Source organism: Streptomyces sp. NPDC047525 (assembly GCF_040643025.1).
Taxonomy (GTDB): domain Bacteria; phylum Actinomycetota; class Actinomycetes; order Streptomycetales; family Streptomycetaceae; genus Streptomyces; species Streptomyces durmitorensis.
On record NZ_JBEYTL010000002.1, the window covers coordinates 710,005 to 729,780 of the forward strand.

A 19,776-nucleotide genomic window follows, 5' to 3' on the forward strand; every position below is an offset into this window, starting at 1 on the left:
GATGTCGACACCCTGTCAGTACCGCCACGGTGGGGACCGCCAACGAATACGGCGGTCTCCACCGGGGCGTATCTCCCTCCTCCCGCGTGGCCCGCCACGATCGAGAGGACCCCTCCGTGCGCCTGCACGTCTTCTCCCGCCCCGTGGTGCGGGCCTGTCTGGCCGCCGCGGTCGCCACCGCGGGACTCCTGGGCACCGGCCTCGCGCCCGGCGCCCAGGCCGCCGCCGACAACCCCTACGAACGCGGCCCCGAACCGACCGTCTCCAGCATCGAGGCCTCGCGCGGCTCCTACGCCGTCTCGCAGACCAACGTCTCGTCGCTGAGCGTGTCCGGCTTCGGCGGCGGCACCGTCTACTACCCGACGTCCACCGCCGACGGCACCTTCGGCGCGGTCGTCATCTCCCCGGGCTTCACCGCCTACCAGTCGAGCATCGCCTGGCTGGGCCCGCGGCTCGCCTCCCAGGGCTTCGTGGTCTTCACCATCGATACCCTCACCACGCTCGACCAGCCCGCCAGCCGGGGGCGCCAACTCCTCTCCGCCCTCGACTACTTGACCAAGACGAGCTCGGTGCGGAGCCGGATCGACGCCTCCCGGCTCGGCGTGATGGGGCACTCCATGGGCGGCGGAGGAACCCTGGAGGCCGCCAAGAGCCGTACCTCGTTGAAGGCGGCGATCCCGCTGACCGGCTGGAACACCGACACGACCTGGCCCGAGCTGCGGACACCGACGCTCGTCGTCGGCGCCGACGGCGACACCGTCGCCCCCGTCGCGAGCCACTCCGAGCCGTTCTACCGGTCGTTGCCCAGCTCCCTGGACAAGGCGTACCTGGAGCTCAACGGCGCCACCCACTTCACGCCGAACTCGTCCAACACGACGATCGCGAAGTACAGCATTTCCTGGCTGAAGCGGTTCATCGACAACGACACCCGCTTCGAGCAGTTTCTCTGCCCGCTGCCGCAGCCGAGCCTGACGATCGAGGAGTACCGGGGCAACTGCCCCCACACCTCCTGATCCTGACGACCCGTCATGGGGGCCCGTCGTCCGTCGCCGGTCAGCCGGCGGCGGACGACGTGTGTCGTCCCAGGGCCCCGGCATTGTGCCCGCGCACACCCGGGAGCGCCGACCGTTGGGGGCGTGCCCAGCCGTGCGGACGCGGGGCTTCCGGGCCGTGTTACGCGAAAGTAACGTGCGGGCGTGACCCCTTCGACGACCGTACCCGGCACGCTCAGGCCCCCCGAGCTCCACGGCCGCCGCGAGGAAATCGCCGCCGTGGAATCCCTGGTGGGGCGATTACGGACCGGGCGGGGCGGCGTACTCGTCCTGACCGCGCCGCCGGGCCTCGGCCGCACCGCGCTCGTGGATCACGCGCGGGACACCTGCGCCCCGGTCGTCCCGTCGGTTCAGCTGACCGTGCCGACGGACCTGCCGCGGCAGGGCCCGCTGCTCGTCTGCGTCGACGACGCGCACACCTGGCCGTCGGCAGCCAGGTCCGCCCTCTTGGCGGACCTGCGCCTCCTGCCCGCCGACAGACCCGTGGCCGTACTGCTCACCCTGGCCGAACACCACGCAGGATCAAGCGAGTTGGGCGGACTGGCCACTCTGCACCTGGGGCCGCTCGACGACAGCGCGGCCGCCGCCCTGCTCGACCGGCTCACCGAGGGCTCGGCGGACCCGGTCGTCGCCGCCTGGCTGATCCGCGAGGCCGCGGGCAACCCGCGCCTGCTCCGCGCGCTGATCGCGGCCCTCACCCCCGGCCAACTGGCCGGACGTACCCCGCTGCCCGACCCCCTGCCCGGCGGAGAAGACCTCCTCGACGCCTACGCCGCCCGCATCGCCGCACTGCCCGCGGATGCCCGCGCCCTGCTGCTGCTCGCCGCCGCGGCCGGTGAGCACGAGCCCGACGGCGCGGGCGCGGACCTCGCCCTGCTGGTGCGGGCGGGCGCCGACCCCTCGGGACTCACACCCGCCGAAGCCGCTGGCGCGGTCGTCGGAGCGGGCGGGCGCGTCCACTTCACCCACCCGCTCCTGCGCCGAGCCGTGCTGCGCCGTGCCCCGCTCGCCCGCCGCAGAGCCGCCCACGCCCGCCTCGCCGCCGTCTGCCGCGACCGCCTTTCCTGCCTGGTCCAACTGGCCTGCGCGGCAGGGGATCACGACGCCCCGCTCGCCGGAGCCCTCGCCATGGAGGGGGCCGAACCACGCCCGCACGCCGAGCGTTCCGCCGCCCTGGCCCGCGCCGCCGCGCTCACCGCCGACACGACGCTGCGCACCGACCGGCTCGCCGCCGCGGCGGAAGCATCCCGGCTCGCAGGCGACCCCGTCCGGGCCCGCGCCCTGCTGGCCCGCACCGCGGGCGCCCCCGCCCACGGCGGCGTCCACCGGGTGCGCGGACTGCTGTCCCTCGCCGACGGTCCCGCCGCCGACGCCCGGGAGGAGCTGCTGACCGCCGCCCTGCTGCTCCCGCCCGAACCGGCCCGGCACGCGCTGATCGGCGCGGCGGAGGCGGCCTGGGCGATGGGCGACGCGGCGGCCTACCGGGAGGCGATGGCGCGCGTCCCCGCCTGCGCGGACGACCCGCCCCTGGAGGCGTACCGCGCCGGGATGTGCGCGGTCCTCGCGGGCCGCACCGCCGAGGGCCACGCCTCGCTGCGCCGTTGCCTGGCGGACCTGCCCGGGGCGAGCGACCCGGCCGGGCTGCTGCGGGCCGGAGCCGCGGCCCTGGTCGTCGGCGAGGTCGAGACCGCCTGCGGGGCGGGCGCCCGAGCGCTCGCGGCCGTACGCGCCTATGGCCCCGAGGTCCTGCTGCCGCGTGCCCTGGAGCACCTGGCCTACGGAGAGCTGCGCGCGGGCCGCCACACCCGGGCGCGGGCGCACGCCCTCGAAGGACTCAGGGCCGCCCACCGCATCGGGCAGCCCAATGTCGCGGTCTCGCTGCACGCGGTCCTCGCGCTCGCGGCGTCCGTGGAGGGCGACGCGGACGCCTGCGCGGCACACGCGGCAGCCGCGGCGGCGGGCGCGGGACCGCACGGTCTCACCCAGGCCGCCACGCTCGCCGTCTGGGCGGTCGCCCGAGCTGACCTCGCCGCGGGGCGCCCCGGGGACGCGGCGGCCCGGCTCGCCCCACTGGTCGCCCCGGGACCGCGGCGCGGGCACTTCGCCGTCCGGATGCTGGCCGTCCCCTGCTTCGTGGAAGCGGCCGTCCAGGCGGGGCGCGTGACAGAGGCCCGCAGCGCCACGGCGGAGTTCGCCCGCTGGGCCGAGGTCACCGCCGACGGTCTGGCCCCGGCCCAACTGGCACGCTGCCGCGCCCTGTTGGCGCCACCGCAGCAGACGGCCGCGGCGTACGAGAGCGCGCTGGCGCTCCACGACCGCTCGCCGGGCGAGTTCGAACGGGCCCGTACGCAGCTCCTGTTCGGCCAGTGGCTGCGCCGCAGGCGCCGTACCCGCGAGGCGCGTGAACCGCTGCGGGACGCCCTCGTCGGCTTCGAGCGGTGCGGCGCGCGCGCCTGGGCGGACCGCAGCCGCGGTGAACTGCGCGCCGCGGGCGAGGCGGTGGCGGGGGAGCCGGGGCCGGGGCCGCTCGCGGAACTGACCCCGCAGCAGCAGCGCATCGCCCGGCACGTGGCGGAGGGAGCCACCAACCGGGAGGTGGCGGTGCGCCTCTCGGTGAGCCACCGCACCGTCGACCACCACCTGCGCAATGTGTTCGCCGCGCTGGGCGTACGCTCCCGCGTCGAGCTCTCGCGGCTGCTGGCGGGTGACGGCGGGTTGCCGGACCGTGATGAGGAGATTGCCGCACACCTCTAGGTACCGACTGGGCGGTATGCCATTCTTCGGGCGTCAGGAAGATCCGGCAGTGCGCACACTCCCCGTGGAGGTCCCATGCCACACGTCCTGCGGTCACGGGTCGGGACCCTGCACGAAGTGCCCGCCATCACGCCGCTCGCACCCGGCGCACGCTCCCTCCTCGACGCCGACGCCGTCGCCGTGCTGCACCGGGCCGCCCGCGCCCTGCTGAGAGACCTGGCCGCGATGACCGACCGGCTCGTCGCCGAACTGGGCGAGCAGGAGCCCGTCTACCGGGCGGACATCGAGACGCGCCCCACCGAGGTGTGGCAGGAGGTGCACCGCTCGCTGCGGCACAGCGTCACCTCGCTCCTCCAGCCCGGGGAGACCAGGGAGGCCGCCCACCGCACGTCCATGCAGATCGCCGGGGCACGCGCCGAACGGGGCCTGCCGCTCGACGCGCTGCTGCACGCCTTCCGGCTCGGCGGGGCGATGGTGTGGCAGGGCCTGGTCGACGAGGTGTCGCGCGACAACCCCGACGACATGCGGCTGCTCATCCATGTCGCCACGGACGTATGGAACTTCGTCGACGAGCACTGCGGTGTCGTCGCCGACGCCTACCGCCGCACCGAGCGCCGCCTGGCCTGGCAGCACGAGAACCGGCTGCGACTGCTCACCGCGGGCCTCCTCGACGGAAGCGCCCGCCTCACCGACCTGCCCACCGCCGCCGACGTCCTGGGGCTGCCCGAGGACGGGTGGTACGCCGTGATCGCCGTGGCGGGCGAGGACACCCGCCTCGCCCTGCCGACGGCCGCACGGACGCTGCGCCACAGTGCTCCCGGAGTCCAGTACGCCCTGGTCCTGCTCGGCGACGCCGAAGGCGACCCGGCGGCCGAGGTGTCCGCGCTCGGCGCCGGTCTCTCCCTGCCGCCCGGAGCCCGCGCGGGGATCGGCTCACCCGTGGAGGGCCTTGCCGCCGTCCCCTACGCCCGCCGCCTCGCCGACACGGCACTGCGCGCCTGCCCGCGCAGCGGCGGCACCGTGCTCCTGGACGAACGCCTGCCCGACGCCCTCGTCGTCTCGTCGCCCGAGCTGGCCGAGGCGCTCGCCGAGCGGGTCCTCGGCCCGCTGCGCTCCCTCGACCCCGCCGACCGGGACCTGCTGCTCGACACGCTCGTCGTCTGGCTGGAGAGCGACGGCTCCGCGCAGCGCGCCGGAGCCCGCCTCTACTGTCACCGCAACACGGTCCTCAACCGGCTGCGGCGCGTCGAGCAGCTGACAGGGCGCAGCCTCACCCGGGTTGGCGACCTCGTGGAGATCTCGCTCGCCCTGGGGGCCCGCAGGCTGCTCGGCGGTTGACCGTGCAACGCCGGTGGGGCGGCAAGGGAATCCCTTGCCGCCCCACCGCAGGGTCGTGCCGCCGTATCAGGCCACCGGCACCGGGTACGTCGGGTACTCCACCCCGGAGACGTGCTGGACGACGCGGATCACCTGGCACGAGTAGCCGAACTCGTTGTCGTACCAGAGGTAGAGGATCGCGTTGTCGCCGTCGACCTTGGTCGCGCCCGCGTCGACGATCGACGCGTGACGCGAGCCGACGAAGTCCATGGAGACGGCGTCGGGGGCGGTCGTGAAGTCGATCTGTCGCTTCAGCGGCGAGTGCAGCGAGATGTCGCGGAGGTGGTCGAGAACCTCCTCGCGGGTCGTCTCGCGGCCCAGGCGCAGGCTCAGGATGGCGATCGAGACGTCCGGGACGGGGACGCGGATCGAGCTGCCGGTGATCGGCGCCTTCAGGTCGGGCAGCGCCTTGGCGACGGCCGAGGCCGCACCGGTCTCGGTGATCACCATGTTGAGCGGCGCGGAGCGGCCGCGGCGGTCGGCCTTGTGGAAGTTGTCCAGGAGGTTCTGGTCGTTGGTGAACGAGTGGACGGTCTCCACGTGGCCGCGCAGCACGCCGTACTCGTCGTCCATGGCCTTCAGGGGCGGGACGATCGCGTTTGTGGTGCAGGAGGCGCAGGACAGGATCTGCTCGTCCGGCTTGATCGTGTCGTGGTTGACGCCGTGCACGATGTTCGGGACGTCGCCCTTGCCCGGAGCGGTCAGGACGACCTTGTCGACACCGGGGCGCAGGTGCTTGGAGAGCCCCTCGCGGTCGCGCCACTTGCCGGTGTTGTCGATGAGGATGGCGTCCTTGATGCCGTACGCCGTGTAGTCGACCTCGGAGGGGTCGTTGGCGTAGATCACCTTGATCGCGTTGCCGTTGGCGATGATCGTGCTGGTCGCCTCGTCCACGGTGATCGTGCCCTGGAACTGGCCGTGGATGGAGTCACGGCGCAGCAGCGAGGCGCGCTTGACGATGTCCTGCTCGCCGCCCTGGCGGACGACGACGGCGCGCAGGCGCAGTCCGTTGCCCGAACCGGCCTTCTCGATGAGCAGGCGGGCGACGAGGCGGCCGATGCGGCCGAAGCCGTAGAGGACGACGTCGCGTCCCTCGCGGCTCTCGATCTTGTTCTCGCCCGTGGCACCGGCGACGGCCTCGGCGGTGAACTCCGCGACCGACAGACCGCGGTCGTCGGTCCTGTACGTCTCGGCGAGCAGGCCCACGTCGATCTGCGAAGGGCCGAGATCGAGCGTGGTGAGGGCCTGCAGGATCGGCAGCGTGTCGGTGACGGAGAGTTCCTCACCGGCTATCTGCCGGGCGAATCGGTGGGTCTTCAGGAGGCTGACCACCGACTTGTTCACCAAGGAGCGGCTGTGGAGCAGGACGGTGACGTCCCGCTCCCGGTGCAGCTTCCCGATGATCGGGATCATCGACTCCGCGATCTCCTCGCGGTTCTTCCAGTTGGTGAACGAGTCGTCATTGACAGTCACAGGTTTATCTTTCGAGCTAGGCGGCGCTCATATGCTAACCCGATGCCACTTTTGATCTTGCAATGGGTGCCGTCTGTGCTCGCTCCATAGAGGATTCATCGCTCCGGAGGGGGTTCAGAGGGAAACGGCGACGGCGTTGAAGGTCGTGCCGGGCTCCTGCGGGCTGGTGAAGCGGGCGTTGGCGAGGTAGAGGCGATCGCCCCAGCGGGCCGCCGTGGTGGGGATGTCGAAGCGGGGGTCGGTGATCGTGCGGCGCAGGGTGGCGGTGCGGGCACCGGCGTCGAGGTCGAACACGCTGATCAGGTTCAGGCGGTTCTGTACGACGTAGAGGGTGCGGCCGATGCGCAGGAGGCCGTCGCCGTTGACCACGCTGTCCGCCCCGGTCAGCGTGATCTCGGTGGCGTGCCCGGTCTTGAGGTGCACGCGGTAGAGCTTGCCCGGTGAGCTGCTGACGACGATCAGTCCCCGGCGGTCGGGGGTGTCGACGATGCCGTTGGCGTTGATGACGTCCGGTGTCTGCACCCAGTCACCGCTGAGCGGCAGCGCGCGCACCGTGCCCTTGCGGCCGCGGGGCACTCCGTGGAGCACGCCGTCGCGCGAGTCGGTGAACCAGGCGCGGTCGCCGAGCAGGGTGACGTCGTTGATGAAGTGGCCCGCCGCCTCCGTCAGCTGGTACGTGGCCACCAGCCTGCCGCTGCGGGTGTCCAGGACCCGCGCGACTCCGGTGTTCCCGGCGACGTAGAGCAGGCCGTCGGCGTCCAGCTTCAGGCCGACGGCCACCATGCCGGTGGCGCCCTCGAAGAAGACCTCGCCCCGGCCGGTGCGCAGGTCGGTGCGGTAGACGGCGCCGTTGGCGCGCGAGCCCATGTACGCGTACGGCTTTGTGCCGATGGCGATTCCCTCGGGGAGGAAGCCGTCGGGGAGAGGGAACTCGGTCGGCCATCCGGAGCCCTGCGCGGCGGTGGCGGCGCCTGCCGTTCCGGCGCCGGTCGCCACCGCGAGGGCCGCGACGGTGGCGCCGCCGAGGACGGTGCGACGGGACGGCTGGGGCTGACTGCGGTGATCATGGTGATCGCGGGTCATGGTTCCGGGCCTCCGTGAAGAGCGGGGATGGGAGTCTGCGAACGGGGCGACGCGACAACTCGACACAACTCGACAACGCGACGGACTCGGTGCACTGAGTGAGTTCTGCTCCAAGCGCTGAGCAAGCTCTGCTCCAACTCGGTTGCGAACTCGGTGAGTTGACAACGCGGCGCCGCCTGCGGGAGTTCCCTCGCGCCCCGCTCGTATCTCCACGCGCCCCGAAGGGCGGTGACCCCTCGCAAGGCCGCGCGCCCCGCCCGGGCACAAGTCAAACCTTGCCTACGCGACCCCATAAGCTGGCCTTATGGGGTCATAGATCCGGCCCGCGTACTAACTTAGGATTGCCTTAGTTTAGGCTTCCCCACGAGCCCCATGTCTTCGCTCGAAGGGAAACCTGATCATGTCTCGCCCTCTGCGGGTAGCTGTTGTCGGAGCCGGTCCGGCCGGCATCTACGCCGCCGACGCGCTGCTGAAATCCGCAGTGGCGGTCGAGCCCGGTGTGTCGATCGACCTCTTCGAGCGGATGCCCGCGCCCTTCGGCCTCATCCGCTACGGCGTCGCCCCCGACCACCCCCGGATCAAGGGCATCGTCACGGCCCTGCATCAGGTCCTCGACAAGCCTCAGATCCGCTTCTTCGGCAATGTCGACTACCCGAACGACATCGACCTGGACGACCTGCGCAGCTTCTACGACGCGGTGATCTTCTCCACCGGCGCCACGGCCGACCGGGCCCTCGACATCCCCGGCATCGAGCTCGACGGCTCGTTCGGCGCCGCGGACTTCGTCTCCTGGTACGACGGGCACCCGGACGTGCCGCGCACCTGGCCGCTCGACGCGGAGAAGGTCGCCGTCCTCGGCGTCGGCAACGTCGCGCTCGACGTGGCGCGCATCCTGGCCAAGACCGCGGAAGAGCTCCTGTCGACGGAGATCCCGCCGAACGTCCACGAGGGCCTCAAGGCCAACAAGGCGCGCGAGGTCCACGTCTTCGGCCGTCGCGGCCCCGCGCAGGCCAAGTTCAGCCCCATGGAGCTGCGGGAGCTCGACCACTCCCCGAACATCGAGGTCATCGTCGACCCCGAGGACATCGACTACGACGACGGCTCGATCGCCACCCGGCGCGGCAACAAGCAGGCCGACATGGTCGCCAAGACCCTCGAGAACTGGGCGATCCGCGACGCCGGCGAGCGCCCGCACAAGCTGTTCCTGCACTTCTTCGAGTCGCCGACCGAGATCCTCGGCGAGGACGGCCGGGTCGTCGGCCTGCGCACCGAGCGCACCGCCCTCGACGGCACGGGCAACGTCAAGGGAACCGGCGAGTTCAAGGACTGGGACCTCGGCGCCGTCTACCGCGCCGTGGGCTACCTCTCCGACGAGCTGCCCAAGCTGCCCTGGGACGTCGCGTCGGGCACGGTGCCGGACAAGGGCGGCCGGGTCATCGAGGAGACCGGGGAGCACTTGCAGTCGACGTACGTCACCGGCTGGATCCGCCGCGGCCCCGTCGGCCTGATCGGTCACACCAAGGGCGACGCGAACGAGACGGTGGCCAGCCTCCTGGACGACCACGCGAACGCCCGCCTGCACACGCCCACAGCCCCCGACCCGTCGGCGGTGGAAGCCTTCCTCGGCGAGCGGAACATCCGTTTCACCACATGGGAGGGCTGGTACCGCCTCGACGCCGCGGAGAAGGCCCTCGGCGAGGCGGAGGACCGCGAGCGCGTGAAGATCGTCGAGCGCGAGGACATGCTCAAGGCGAGCGGCGCCTAGGCGGGCCAACTCTCCGCGCCAGACCCGGGTACGGCACCCGGTCAGGCATGGAAGGCCAGGAGCTTGGCGATGCCGTTGCGCTGGATCTCGGATGTCCCGGTGAGGATGCGGAACATCCGGATCTTGCGGAACAGGAACTCGATCTCGTTGCCTTGGGTGAGGCCTTCCTTGCCGTGGATCTGGACGGCCTCGTCGAGGATCCGGAAGGCGGACTCGGCGACGAAGAGCTTGCACATGAAGGCCTCGGTGTGCGCGTCGTGGCCCTGGTCCAGGGCCGCCAACGCCGCGTACGTCATGGAGCGGGCCGCGTAGAACTCCGTGGCCATGTCGGCGACCTTGTGCTGGATGGCCTGCAGCGAGAGCAGGGGCTTGCCTCCCGCGGCCTTGCGGTGCCGGGTGCGGTCCAGGGTCAGGTCGATGGCGCGGCGGGTGGCGCCGATGACGGTGGGGCAGTGCAGCAGCCGGTTGGTGGTCACGCGGCCGAGCGCGATCCGCATGCCCTCGCCCTCCTGGCCCAGGAGGTTGGCGGCGGGGACGTGACAGCCGTCCAGGACGATGTCGCTCTCGATGTGCTCGCCCGACATCGGGGTCGCGCCGTCCTCGACGCGGCACCCGGGGCTGTCCAGGTCGACGAGGAAGGCGGAGAACCGCGGCTTGTCACCCTCCTGTTCACCGGTGCCTGCCATGCGGGCCACCACGATGGCGAAGTCGGCGAAGGGCCCTGCCGACGAGAAGACCTTGTGGCCGGTCAGGCGGTAGCCGTCACCGTCGCGGACGGCGGTGGTGCGCATGGAGCGCACGTCGGAGCCCGCGTCGGTCTCCGTGAGGGAGAAGCAGCAGGCGCGCTCGCCGCGGACCAGGGGCAGCAGGTACTTGGCGAGCTGGTGGTCGGTGGCGTGCTTGAGGATGTCACCGGCGCGCAGCGGGCCGCCCATGTCGCCCAGGACGCTGTGGGCGAGGACGCGGCCACTGGCCCCGATCTCCTCCTTGAGCGCGGCGAGCTGCGTGTACGTCAGGTTCTGGCCGCCGTACTCCTCGGGCAGGTGGATGCCGTAGAAGCCGAGTTCGCGGCTGCGGCGCCAGATGGGTTCGAGGTCGGCGCGGGTGAGGCGGCTCTCGTGGGTGAGACCGCGCTCGCGTTCGTGGTCGGCGAGTTCACCGTCCAGGTAGTCGCGCAGGCGGTCGACGAGGTCGGCCAGCTGCGGGTCGTCGTAGGTGGGGCGCAGGGAGAAGGTCATGTCGGGTCGTTCCTCGTTCCGGGACGGCGGATGCGGATGCGGATGCTGGGGCGGGGGAGGCCGCGGGCGGATCAGTTCACACGCCGGACGGCATCGGCCCAGAACGGTTCACGCACGGCCTTGCGGTCGAGCTTTCCGTTGCGGTTGTGGGGGAGTTCGGTGACGAAGTCGACGGAGCGGGGCTTCTTGAGCCGGTCGAGGCGCTCGGCGCAGAAGGCGATGAGCTGGTCCGCGGTGACGTCGGCGCCGGGCTCCGCCACGACGACGGCCTTGACCGCCTCGCCCCACGTCTCGTTCGGCACGCCGACCACGCAGGCTTCGCGCACGGCGGGGTGTTCGTAGAGGGCGGACTCGACCTCGGTGCAGTAGATGTTGAACCCGCCAGAAATGATCATGTCCTTCTTGCGGTCGACGAGGAAGAGATAGCCGTCCTCGCGCATCCACGCCAGGTCGCCGGTGTGCACCCAGCCGTCGCGGAACGTCTCGGCGGACAGCTGCGGCTCCTGCCAGTACTCCCTTACGCAGTCGGGTCCGCGCACGATGACCTCGCCGACCTCGCGCGGCGCGCGCTCGCCGCCGCTCTCGTCGACGACGCGGATCTCGGTGTCGTACGAGGCGCGGCCGCAGGACTGCAGGAGTTCCGGGTCCTCCTTGACCGCGTGGGCGATCTCCTCGCTGCTCAGTCCGGCGACCACGCTGGTCGTCTCGCCCAGGCCGTACCCCTGGGCGACGACGGGACCGAAGAACTCCACGGCGTCGCGCAGCCGCTGGGGCGAGATGGGAGCGCCGCCGATCCGCACGCTGGTCAGGGAGGACAGGTCCCGCGCGGCGGCGCCGGGGTGGGCGAGCACCATGTTCAGCATGGCCGGCACGAGGAACGTCGCGGTGATGCGCTCCTTCTCCACGGATTCCACGAAGGCTTCGGGGCTCCAGGTGGGCAGGACGTGCGTCGTCGAGCCGCCGAACACCCCGGCCAGCAGACCCATGCCGGTGGCGTGGGTGATGGGACCGCAGGCGAGATAGCGGGTGCCGGGCCGGGGGCGGGACTCGTCGCTCATCAGCAGCTTGCGCATGTTCGCGAGCCGGTTGCCGACCGTCTGCACCGCGGCCTTCAGGGCGCCGGTGGAGCCGGAGGTGAAGTTCAGGACACAGGGGGCGTGTTCGTCGACCTCGACGGCGATCGGTTCTTCGCCGCCTTCGGCGAGCAGCGTCTCGTAGGCGACGGTCGGCGTGTCCGCATCGAGCGGGCCGTCCAGCGGGACCGGCAGGCAGCCGGTGCCGGCCGCGGCGATCGCGGCGAGCGCGTCCTCGTGGTGGGCCGTGTCGAAGACGAGGGCGCGCACCGGGGCGTAGCGCAGGATGTGTGCGATCTCCCCGCGGCCCAGCCGGGCGTTGACCGGGGCGCGCATCAACCCCGCCTTGTAGAGGGCGAATTCGACCTCCACCAGCTCGCCCCGGTTCCAGGCGAGTGAGGCCACGGCGTCGCCGGGGCGCAGGCCGCGGGCGAGCAGCGCGGAGGCCAGCCGGTTGGTGGTGGCGTCCAGCCGGTCGAAGGTCCACGAGCGGTCACCGCAGACGAGGGCCGTCGCCTGCGGCCAGTAGCGGGCGCTGCGGGTCAGATAGGTGCCGAGGTTCATCACGGTTCTCCGGAACAGAGCAGAGCAGAGCAGAGCAGGGGAGGGGCAGCACGAGGCATGTAAATAAACATCATGCTCAATAACAGACAGCTTGTTCAGTAACCTCTGGACTGTCAAGAGTCTTCTAGACTGGGGCCGCAATCACGACTGCGGGCGAGGAGGGCCACGATGGCCGAGGACAGGCGGACACGAAGGTCACGGCGGGCTCTCGGCTCGGCGTTGGTGGAACTGGTCCTCGAGCGCGGCTTCACCGCGCTGACCGTGGAGGACATCACCGAGCGCGCCGACGTGGCCCGCGCGACCTTCTATGCGCACTTCAAGGACAAGGAGGGTCTGTTCGCCCGCGTGACGTCCGATCTGCTCGACGAGCTCGGTGAGCGATTGCGCCCGACCGTCGCCGACAGCGCCGTCGGCTTCACCGGCAAGCCCGTCCTGGAGATGCTGCGGCACGCCCGTGAGGAGCGCGATCTGTACCGGATCGTGCTGCGCGGCGAAGGCGACGGCAAGCCGCTGCAGATGTTCGTGGACACCTGTGCGCGGGCCACCGCCGAGGAGTTCCGCGCCCGCGCCGATCGCAACGGCGTCGAACCGCGCATCGAGGCCGACCTCCTCGCCCGGGTCTGGGTGGGGGAGCAGATCGCGGTGCTGCGCTGGTGGGCCGAGCAGGAGACGCCGCCGATGCCCCCCGAGGAGGTCGTGCGCCAGCTGCTCGACCTGGCCCTGCGCGGTCGTTACTGGGCCAGCGGCTTCGACGCGCCGGTCTGAGCGGGTTCGTCGGGGGTGAGGCCGAGCCGCCGCGCGTCCCGCTCCGGCCGTATGTACGCCAGTGCCACGAGGCCGGACAGCAGCATGACCCCCGCGGAGAGCAGGAACGAAGTGGTGTAGCCCGCGCCTTGTGAGTCCGCGGTGTCGAGCAGGTGGCCGGTCAGATAGGGGGCGACGAGTCCGGGCAGTGTCCCCGTCGCGGCGACGATGCCGAAGAGCGCTCCGCGCTGGTGGGTGGGTACGACGGCGGCCGTCGTCATGTAGTGCAAGGGGAAGACGATGGCGTTCCCCCCGAACGCCACGGCGATCAGCAGGACTTGGAGCCATCCGTCCCCCACGAAGGAGAAGCTCGCCATGGCGAGCCCGGCGACGACGACCGCGATCCCCTGCGGCGCGCCGTTCGCCCACCGCGCGGCCACACCCCGCCGGTTCAGCGCGTCGGCGAACGGCGAGACCGCGAGGAGCAGGACGAAGCTGAAGGCGGAGATGCCGCTGATGACCGTCGCGGCGGCACTCGGCGTCATGTCGAGCTGGGTCCTGAAGTAGGCCGGCAGCCAGGCGTGACTGAGGGCCAGCGCCCACGAGGCGCCGAACGCTCCGGCGATGCTCCCCACCACCGTGCCGTTCAGCAGGAGTTTCCGGTAGGGGAGCCGGGGTTCGCGCGGCTGGGGCGCGCCCGTGCCGGCGCCGGCGCTGGGGCGCGCCTGCCCGTAAGGACCGTCGTGGCCGACCCGCCACCAGATGAGACTCCACGTCAGGCTGGTCACCGCGAGCGCGGCGAAGGCCGAGCGCCAGCCGAAGGCCGTGATGAGCCAGGTGACGACGGGCGCCGCGATGAGGGTGCCCAGCGCCGCACCGCTGATCTGCAGCGCCGACGGCAGGCCGCGCCGGTCGAAGGGGAACCACTTGTAGAGCGCGTGCATGGACATCGAGGCGGCAGGCCCCTCGGCCGCTCCCAGCAGCACACGCCCCGCGATCAGCGTCGGCACCGCCGCCACGATCAGCACGGGCAGTTGGGCCACCGCCCACAGCAGGGACATGGTGAACAGGAGTGCCCGGCTGGAGATGCGTGACGAGACGAATCCGACGACGAGCCCGGAGAGGCTGAACAGGATCGAGAACGAGCTGGAGATCATTCCGTACGTGCTGTTGCTGATGTCCAGCTCGTCCATGATCGGGACGGCCGCGAGCCCGAGAACGGACTTGTCGGCGTAGTTGATCAGCATGAACAGAACGATCATCGCGGTGATCAGCCAGGCGCGCCGCCGGTCGAACTCGGGTGGCGGCGGGGCGTCTTCCAGGGGCAGGGGCAGGGACGTGGTGTGCGGGGTGGCCATGGGGACTCCTGCGGTCGGGGGAGCAGGGGCGGGTGCGGCGGGAGGGCATGCGAAGGCGATGGCATGCGGAGGCCCGGAATGCGGGATCGCGGCGGCATCAGCGTACTGAACAGTCTGTATGTTAACGATTAGAGTGAAGTGAATCCATGGCTTGATGATGCCTACCTGAAGCTGCTGATGGGAGCGATCCATGATCGAGACGGCGCCGCTGAACGACCTCATGTGGGCCCGCGGATACACGGACCCCGCCTGGGTCCGGCGCTACACGGCCGCGGGCCGCGAGCTCTCACCCAGCCGGCGGGTGTGGCGGGGCCGGGCACCCGCCCGCGATCTGCCCGTCAGGCCGCACGACCTGGACGCCTTGGAGATCGCCGCTCCGGACGGCTCCACGCTCAAGCTTCCGGAGTTGTTCGCGGCCGCCCAGACAGACGCCTTCGTGGTCATGCACCGCGGATCCGTCGTCCACGAGCGCTACCTCCACGGCGCCGAGCCGCACACGCCCCACTTCAACGCCTCGGCCGCCAAGTCCTACCTAGGCCTCATGGCGGCGATGCTCGCGCACCAGGGGCTCCTGGACCGCACGGCCCTGGCGTCGCACTACGTCCCCGAACTGGCGGGCACGGCGTTCGGAGAGGCCCAGGTCGACCACCTGCTCCACATGGGCACGCAGCTGAGCTACGCGGGCCGCCGCTTCGACAAGGCCATCGAGGCACAGCGCTACTTCGCCGTCGTGGGGCCCCAACTGAGGCCCTACGGCTACAGCGGCCCCGGCAGCATCCGCGAACACCTCGCCACCGCACGGGCCACCGGGGCTCCGGGCACCGAGTTCCGCTATGAGAACGGCAACGTCGAAGCCCTCGCCGAGGTCCTTCGCCGGATCACCGGGGTCACCACGTCCGCCCTGCTCGGCGAACTGCTCTGGTCCCACCTGGGCGCGGAGGAGGACGCCTACTACATCCTCGACAGCGAGGGCGTCGAAGCCGCGTGCGGCGGATTCAGCGCCACGGCCCGCGACGTGGCCAGGCTCGGCGAGATGCTCCGGCGCGGTGGGGCGGTCGGTGAGCGGCAGATCGTGCCCGAGGCCGTCGCCACCACCATCACCAGCGGCGTCCCCGACGGCTACCCCCGGCGCGTCCGCTTTCCGGCCGCGCCCGCCGACTCGCCCGCCACACTCTCGTACCACGACCTGTGGTGGATCCCGAACGATCCGTACGGCTCCTTCATGGCCAGCGGAATCCACGGCCAGCGGCTGTTCGTCTCACCCGGGCTGGAGCTCGTCATCGCCCACTTCGCCTCCCAGGTCATGTCACCCGCGGTGCAGGCCGCCCCGCTCGTCCCCGCCTTCCTCCAGATCGGCACCCACCTCGACACCCGGGGCTGACCGGGAACCAGAAGCGACCCGCAGCCGACCACTGGTGCGCAAGTCCCGTACGCACGCGGCACATCCAGCCGCGGCGTGCGGGCCGGAACAGCCCACTGGAGCGAGGTCGCGGCAGCATGCACTGGTACGAGGACGACGGATTCTGGTCCGACTTCTCCGAGACGATGTTCTCCGAGCGGCGGCGTGCGGAGACGGCGGAGATCGTCGCGCACTCGCCGCTGCTCGGGTTTCCGGCGGGCAGCCGCGTACTTGATCTGTGCTGCGGGCCCGGCCTGTACCTGGTGCCGCTGGTGCGCCGCGGCTACACGGTCACGGGCGTGGACCTCAGCGCGGAACTCCTGAAGCGGGCCCGCGTCGTGTGCGAGGACGCCGCGGCCGATGTCCGCCTGCTCCAAGCGGACATGCTCACTCACGTCGAGCCGCAGTCGTACGACGCCGTGCTCAACGTCTTCACCTCCTTCGGCTACTTCGACGACCCGCGGGACAACTTCCAAGTGCTCCGCAACGCCCACGACTCGCTGGTGCCGGGCGGACAGCTGCTGATCGACGTGATGGGCAAAGAGGTGCTCGCGGGCTGGATCGGCCGCCCCCAGATTGTCGAACTCGACGGCGCCTACGTGGTGCAGCGCGACACCGTCCTGGACAGCTGGACCCGGCTGCGGACCGACTGGACGCTCGTACGCGACGGGGTCGCGCGCGAAGCCTCGATCACCTCCTTCCTCTACAGCGCGGCCGAGCTGCGTGCCCTCTTCGAAGACGCCGGCTTCACCGACGTGGAGTGCTTCGGCGGCTTCGACGGCGCGCCCTACGACCACCACTCGCGGCGCCTGATCGTGCGAGGAACCAAGCCCGTGCAGTGACCGGGCAGTTCGTGAATCTCCGGGAACTCGGCGGCGACGCCCGCCGACTACTGGATCGTGCCGCACCCGCGCCGGGGCGGCCGCTCCGCTGCGAACTGCCCGATGGGTGAAGGGACTTCATGACCGAGGCCACAACCGGGACCGCCTCCCCGGAGACAGCCCACTACGAGCCGACGGCGCGCAAGGCGGGCCGCGGACGGCTCGTGACCACCTTGACGGTGCTCTCCGTGACACTGGTGATCTCCGTGCTCGCCGGAATCGCCCTCGGCCCGACCGTCGTGCCGCTCGGGGACGTCGTGCGTTTCCTGACCGCCGCTCTCACCGGCGGCAGTATCGGGGCGGACGAAGTGAGCGGCTACTCCATCGTCTGGCACGTGCGCACCCCACGGGTGCTGCTCGCCGCCGTGGTCGGGGCGGGGCTCGCGGTCGTCGGCGTCGCCATCCAGGCGCTGGTGCGCAACGCCCTCGCCGACCCGTTCGTCCTCGGCATCTCGTCCGGCGCGTCGGTCGGCGCCACCGCGGTCGTGGTGTTCGGGGTCTTCGCGAGCCTGGGTGTCTTCGCCCTGTCCGCCGCCGCGTTCCTCGGGGCGCTCGGCGCCACCGTCCTGGTGTATCTGGCGGCGCGCGGACCGCTCGGTCTGACGCCGCTGCGTCTCGTCCTCACCGGCGTCGCGCTGGCGTACGGGTTCCAGGCGCTGATGAGCGTCCTCGTCTTCCTCTCCCCGAACGGCCAGGCCGCCCGCACGGTCCTTTTCTGGCTCCTCGGCAGTCTCGGCTCGGCGTCCTGGGAGTCGCTGCCGCTCGCGGCCGGCGCCGTCCTGGTGACGGTCGTGGTGCTGCTGCGCCAGAGCCGTTCCCTGGACGTGCTGTCGCTGGGGGACGAGACCGCGGCCAGCCTGGGCGTGGACGCGGAGGCGCTGCGGCGCCGGCTCTTCCTCCTCACGGCGGCGGTCACCGGTCTTATCGTCGCGGTCAGCGGTGCGATCGGCTTCGTCGGGCTCGTCCTGCCGCACGTCGTGCGCATCCTGGTGGGCTCGACACACCGCAGGGTCCTTGCCGTCGCGCCGCTCGCCGGGGCCTGCTTCCTGGTCTGGGTCGACCTCGTGGCCCGTACCGCGTTCGCCCCCGAGGAGCTGCCGCTCGGGGTCATCACCGCGCTCATCGGCGTACCGGTGTTCATCGTGCTGATGCGCCGCCGCGGCTATCTGTTCGGAGGGCGCTAGATGACCCTCGTACTGCGGGAGCTCTCGGTCGAGGCCGCGGGGCGCGCCCTGGTCGACCGGCTGAACATCGAGGTGGAGGCAGGGCGGATCGTCGGGGTCGTCGGCCCGAACGGCAGCGGCAAGTCCACCGCACTGCGCTGCGTCTACCGCGCGCTCAAGCCGACCTCGGGAGCCGTGCTCCTGGACGGCGCCGACCTGGCGTCGCTCAAGCTGCGCGACAGCGCCCGGTCGATCGCCGCTCTCACCCAGGAGAGCCACACCGAACTCGACTTCACGGTCGACGAAGTCGTGGCCCTCGGCCGCGCCCCGCACGCAAGCGGCAACCATCCCCTCACGGCACGCGAACGCGCCCTGTGCCGCCAGGCGATGGACCGCCTCGACGTCACCCATCTCGCGGACCGCAGCGTGCTCACCCTCTCCGGCGGCGAGCGGCAGCGCGTGCTCGTGGCACGCGCCCTCGTCCAGGAACCCCGCGTCCTGGTCCTGGACGAACCCACCAACCACCTCGACATCCGCCACCAGGTGGAACTCCTCTCCTTCCTGCGCGGATCGGGCCTCACCGTGCTCACCGCGCTGCACGACCTCAACCTGGCGGCCGCGGCCTGCGACAGCATCGCCGTCCTGAGCTCCGGCTCCCTGGTCACCACGGGCAGCCCGGCACAGGTCCTGAACCCCGAGCTGATCCGCAAGGTGTTCGGCGTCGACGCCACCGTCGTGCACCACCCGCGCACCGGGACGCCCCAACTCGTCTACGACCTCGCCCCCACCGGCACCCCGGCACCCGCCGACGCCCTGGCAGAAGGACCGCACTCATGAACCGACCACCGCTGCCCCGCACCCTGGCAGCCGCCGTGCTGCTCGCGACCGGGCTTCTGACCACCGGCTGCGGCGCCGAGGTCGAGCCGACGGCGAAGAACAAGGCGAAGACGGTCACCGTCGACAACTGCGGCAAGGACGTCACGTACACCCGTCCCGAGCGTCCGGTGGCCTACGACGTCAGCGGCGCCGAGAAGATGTTCTCCCTCGGTCTCGCCGACCGGATGCGCGGCTACGTCATGAACAAGCTCGGCGACCCCTCCATCAAGGGCTCGCCCTGGCGCAAGGACTACGCCGACGTGGAGCGCCTCGGCACCGAGCGCATCACCCGCGAGATCGTGGTCGACGCCAAGGCCGACTTCGTCTTCGCCGGGTGGAACTCCGGCTTCAGCGAGGAGCGCGGCATCACGCCCGCCCTCCTGGAGAAGGTCGGATCCGCCAGCTATCTGCACACCGAGACATGCTGGGACTACGGCGACAAGAGTGTCGACGTGACGCCCCTGGAGGCGCTCTACACGGACCTGGACAACCTGGGCCGGATCTTCGGCGTGGAGAAGCGGGCCGAGAAGGTCGTCACCGACCTCAAGGGGCGCGTCACCGCCCTGAAGAAGACCTGGCCCGAGAAGGGCGACCCGGCCAAGGTCTTCGTCTACGACTCGGGGACCGACCAGCCCTTCACCGCGGGGCGCCATGCCGCACCGAACGACATCATCAAGGCCGCGGGCGCGACGAACGTCTTCGACGGCCTCGACAAGGGCTGGACGACGGTGGGCTGGGAACCGGTCATCAAGGCGAAGCCCGAGGTCATCGTCATCATCGACTACGCGGACCAGCCCGCCAAGGAGAAGATCGCCTACCTGAGGTCGCTCCCCGGCCTGAAGTCGGTCCCGGCCGTGAAGGAGGGCCGCTTCTTCGTCATGTCCTACGGCGACGCCGTCAGCGGCCCGCGCAACGTCAAGGGCGCCGAGGACCTGGGCGGCTACCTCCGGTCGGTCGGGCGGTGACCCCCTTGCGC

The 19,776-nt window shown here is 71.4% G+C and carries 15 protein-coding genes; 10 read left to right on the forward strand and 5 right to left on the reverse strand.

Features of this window, described 5'->3' with window-relative positions; genetic code table 11:
• The first annotated feature begins 116 nt into the window (after positions 1-116).
• The 3 genes from ABZ833_RS08005 (at position 117) to ABZ833_RS08015 (ending at position 5,144) form a co-directional block, all read left to right on the forward strand.
• Positions 117-1,013, forward strand: a complete 897-nt coding sequence (locus ABZ833_RS08005) for a dienelactone hydrolase family protein (protein ID WP_361042626.1) — start codon at positions 117-119, stop codon at positions 1,011-1,013.
• Positions 1,014-1,196: 183 nt separating this feature from the next.
• Positions 1,197-3,806 (forward strand): LuxR C-terminal-related transcriptional regulator, encoded by a 2,610-nt coding sequence (locus ABZ833_RS08010; protein ID WP_361042629.1) that lies wholly within the window; start codon positions 1,197-1,199, stop codon positions 3,804-3,806.
• A 75-nt stretch (positions 3,807-3,881) separates the two neighbouring features.
• Positions 3,882-5,144, forward strand: coding sequence for a helix-turn-helix domain-containing protein (locus ABZ833_RS08015; protein ID WP_361042632.1), 1,263 nt, complete (start codon positions 3,882-3,884; stop codon positions 5,142-5,144).
• 66 nt (positions 5,145-5,210) lie between these two features.
• Here ABZ833_RS08015 and ABZ833_RS08020 read toward each other — a convergent pair whose 3' ends face one another.
• Together ABZ833_RS08020 and ABZ833_RS08025 are read right to left on the reverse strand one after the other, a co-directional pair.
• Complete coding sequence (locus tag ABZ833_RS08020) at positions 5,211-6,656, reverse strand: glyceraldehyde-3-phosphate dehydrogenase (RefSeq protein ID WP_361042635.1); 1,446 nt, start codon at positions 6,654-6,656, stop codon at positions 5,211-5,213.
• 114 nt (positions 6,657-6,770) lie between these two features.
• Positions 6,771-7,739: a superoxide dismutase gene (locus tag ABZ833_RS08025; protein ID WP_361042638.1), complete on the reverse strand. Its 969-nt coding sequence runs from the start codon at positions 7,737-7,739 to the stop codon at positions 6,771-6,773.
• A gap of 400 nt (positions 7,740-8,139) precedes the next feature.
• On the opposite strand from ABZ833_RS08025, the gene ABZ833_RS08030 reads away from it, so the two are divergent.
• Positions 8,140-9,504 (forward strand): FAD-dependent oxidoreductase, encoded by a 1,365-nt coding sequence (locus ABZ833_RS08030; RefSeq protein WP_361042640.1) that lies wholly within the window; start codon positions 8,140-8,142, stop codon positions 9,502-9,504.
• 41 nt (positions 9,505-9,545) lie between these two features.
• Here the strand turns inward: ABZ833_RS08030 and ABZ833_RS08035 are convergent, their stop codons facing one another.
• Together ABZ833_RS08035 and ABZ833_RS08040 are read right to left on the reverse strand one after the other, a co-directional pair.
• On the reverse strand, positions 9,546-10,742 hold the full coding sequence (locus ABZ833_RS08035) for an acyl-CoA dehydrogenase family protein (protein ID WP_361042642.1): 1,197 nt from the start codon (positions 10,740-10,742) through the stop codon (positions 9,546-9,548).
• Positions 10,743-10,813: 71 nt separating this feature from the next.
• Positions 10,814-12,379 (reverse strand): AMP-binding protein, encoded by a 1,566-nt coding sequence (locus ABZ833_RS08040; RefSeq protein ID WP_361042645.1) that lies wholly within the window; start codon positions 12,377-12,379, stop codon positions 10,814-10,816.
• A 168-nt stretch (positions 12,380-12,547) separates the two neighbouring features.
• Here ABZ833_RS08040 and ABZ833_RS08045 point away from each other — a divergent pair, with 168 nt between their 5' ends.
• Complete coding sequence (locus ABZ833_RS08045) at positions 12,548-13,144, forward strand: TetR/AcrR family transcriptional regulator (RefSeq protein ID WP_361042647.1); 597 nt, start codon at positions 12,548-12,550, stop codon at positions 13,142-13,144.
• On the opposite strand, the gene ABZ833_RS08050 is transcribed toward ABZ833_RS08045, so the two are convergent.
• Positions 13,111-14,481 (reverse strand): MFS transporter, encoded by a 1,371-nt coding sequence (locus ABZ833_RS08050; protein WP_361042649.1) that lies wholly within the window; start codon positions 14,479-14,481, stop codon positions 13,111-13,113. The two genes, ABZ833_RS08045 and ABZ833_RS08050, sit on opposite strands and share 34 nt — an antisense overlap.
• A gap of 190 nt (positions 14,482-14,671) precedes the next feature.
• Between ABZ833_RS08050 and ABZ833_RS08055 the strand changes: the two genes are divergently transcribed.
• The 5 genes from ABZ833_RS08055 to ABZ833_RS08075 all read left to right on the forward strand — a co-directional run bounded on the left by ABZ833_RS08055 (position 14,672) and on the right by ABZ833_RS08075 (position 19,765).
• Positions 14,672-15,862, forward strand: a complete 1,191-nt coding sequence (locus tag ABZ833_RS08055; RefSeq protein ID WP_361042651.1) for a serine hydrolase — start codon at positions 14,672-14,674, stop codon at positions 15,860-15,862.
• 116 nt (positions 15,863-15,978) lie between these two features.
• Positions 15,979-16,722 carry a methyltransferase domain-containing protein gene (locus ABZ833_RS08060; RefSeq protein ID WP_361042654.1) on the forward strand — a complete coding sequence of 248 codons (744 nt, stop codon included), beginning with the start codon at positions 15,979-15,981 and terminating at the stop codon, positions 16,720-16,722.
• Positions 16,723-16,841: 119 nt separating this feature from the next.
• Entirely contained in the window at positions 16,842-17,945 is a 1,104-nt protein-coding gene (locus ABZ833_RS08065) for an iron ABC transporter permease (RefSeq protein WP_361042656.1), read from the forward strand.
• Complete coding sequence (locus ABZ833_RS08070) at positions 17,946-18,761, forward strand: ABC transporter ATP-binding protein (RefSeq protein WP_361042659.1); 816 nt, start codon at positions 17,946-17,948, stop codon at positions 18,759-18,761.
• On the forward strand, positions 18,758-19,765 hold the full coding sequence (locus ABZ833_RS08075) for an ABC transporter substrate-binding protein (RefSeq protein ID WP_361042661.1): 1,008 nt from the start codon (positions 18,758-18,760) through the stop codon (positions 19,763-19,765). The genes ABZ833_RS08070 and ABZ833_RS08075 overlap by 4 nt, the downstream gene beginning before the upstream one ends.
• Positions 19,766-19,776 lie beyond the last annotated feature (11 nt).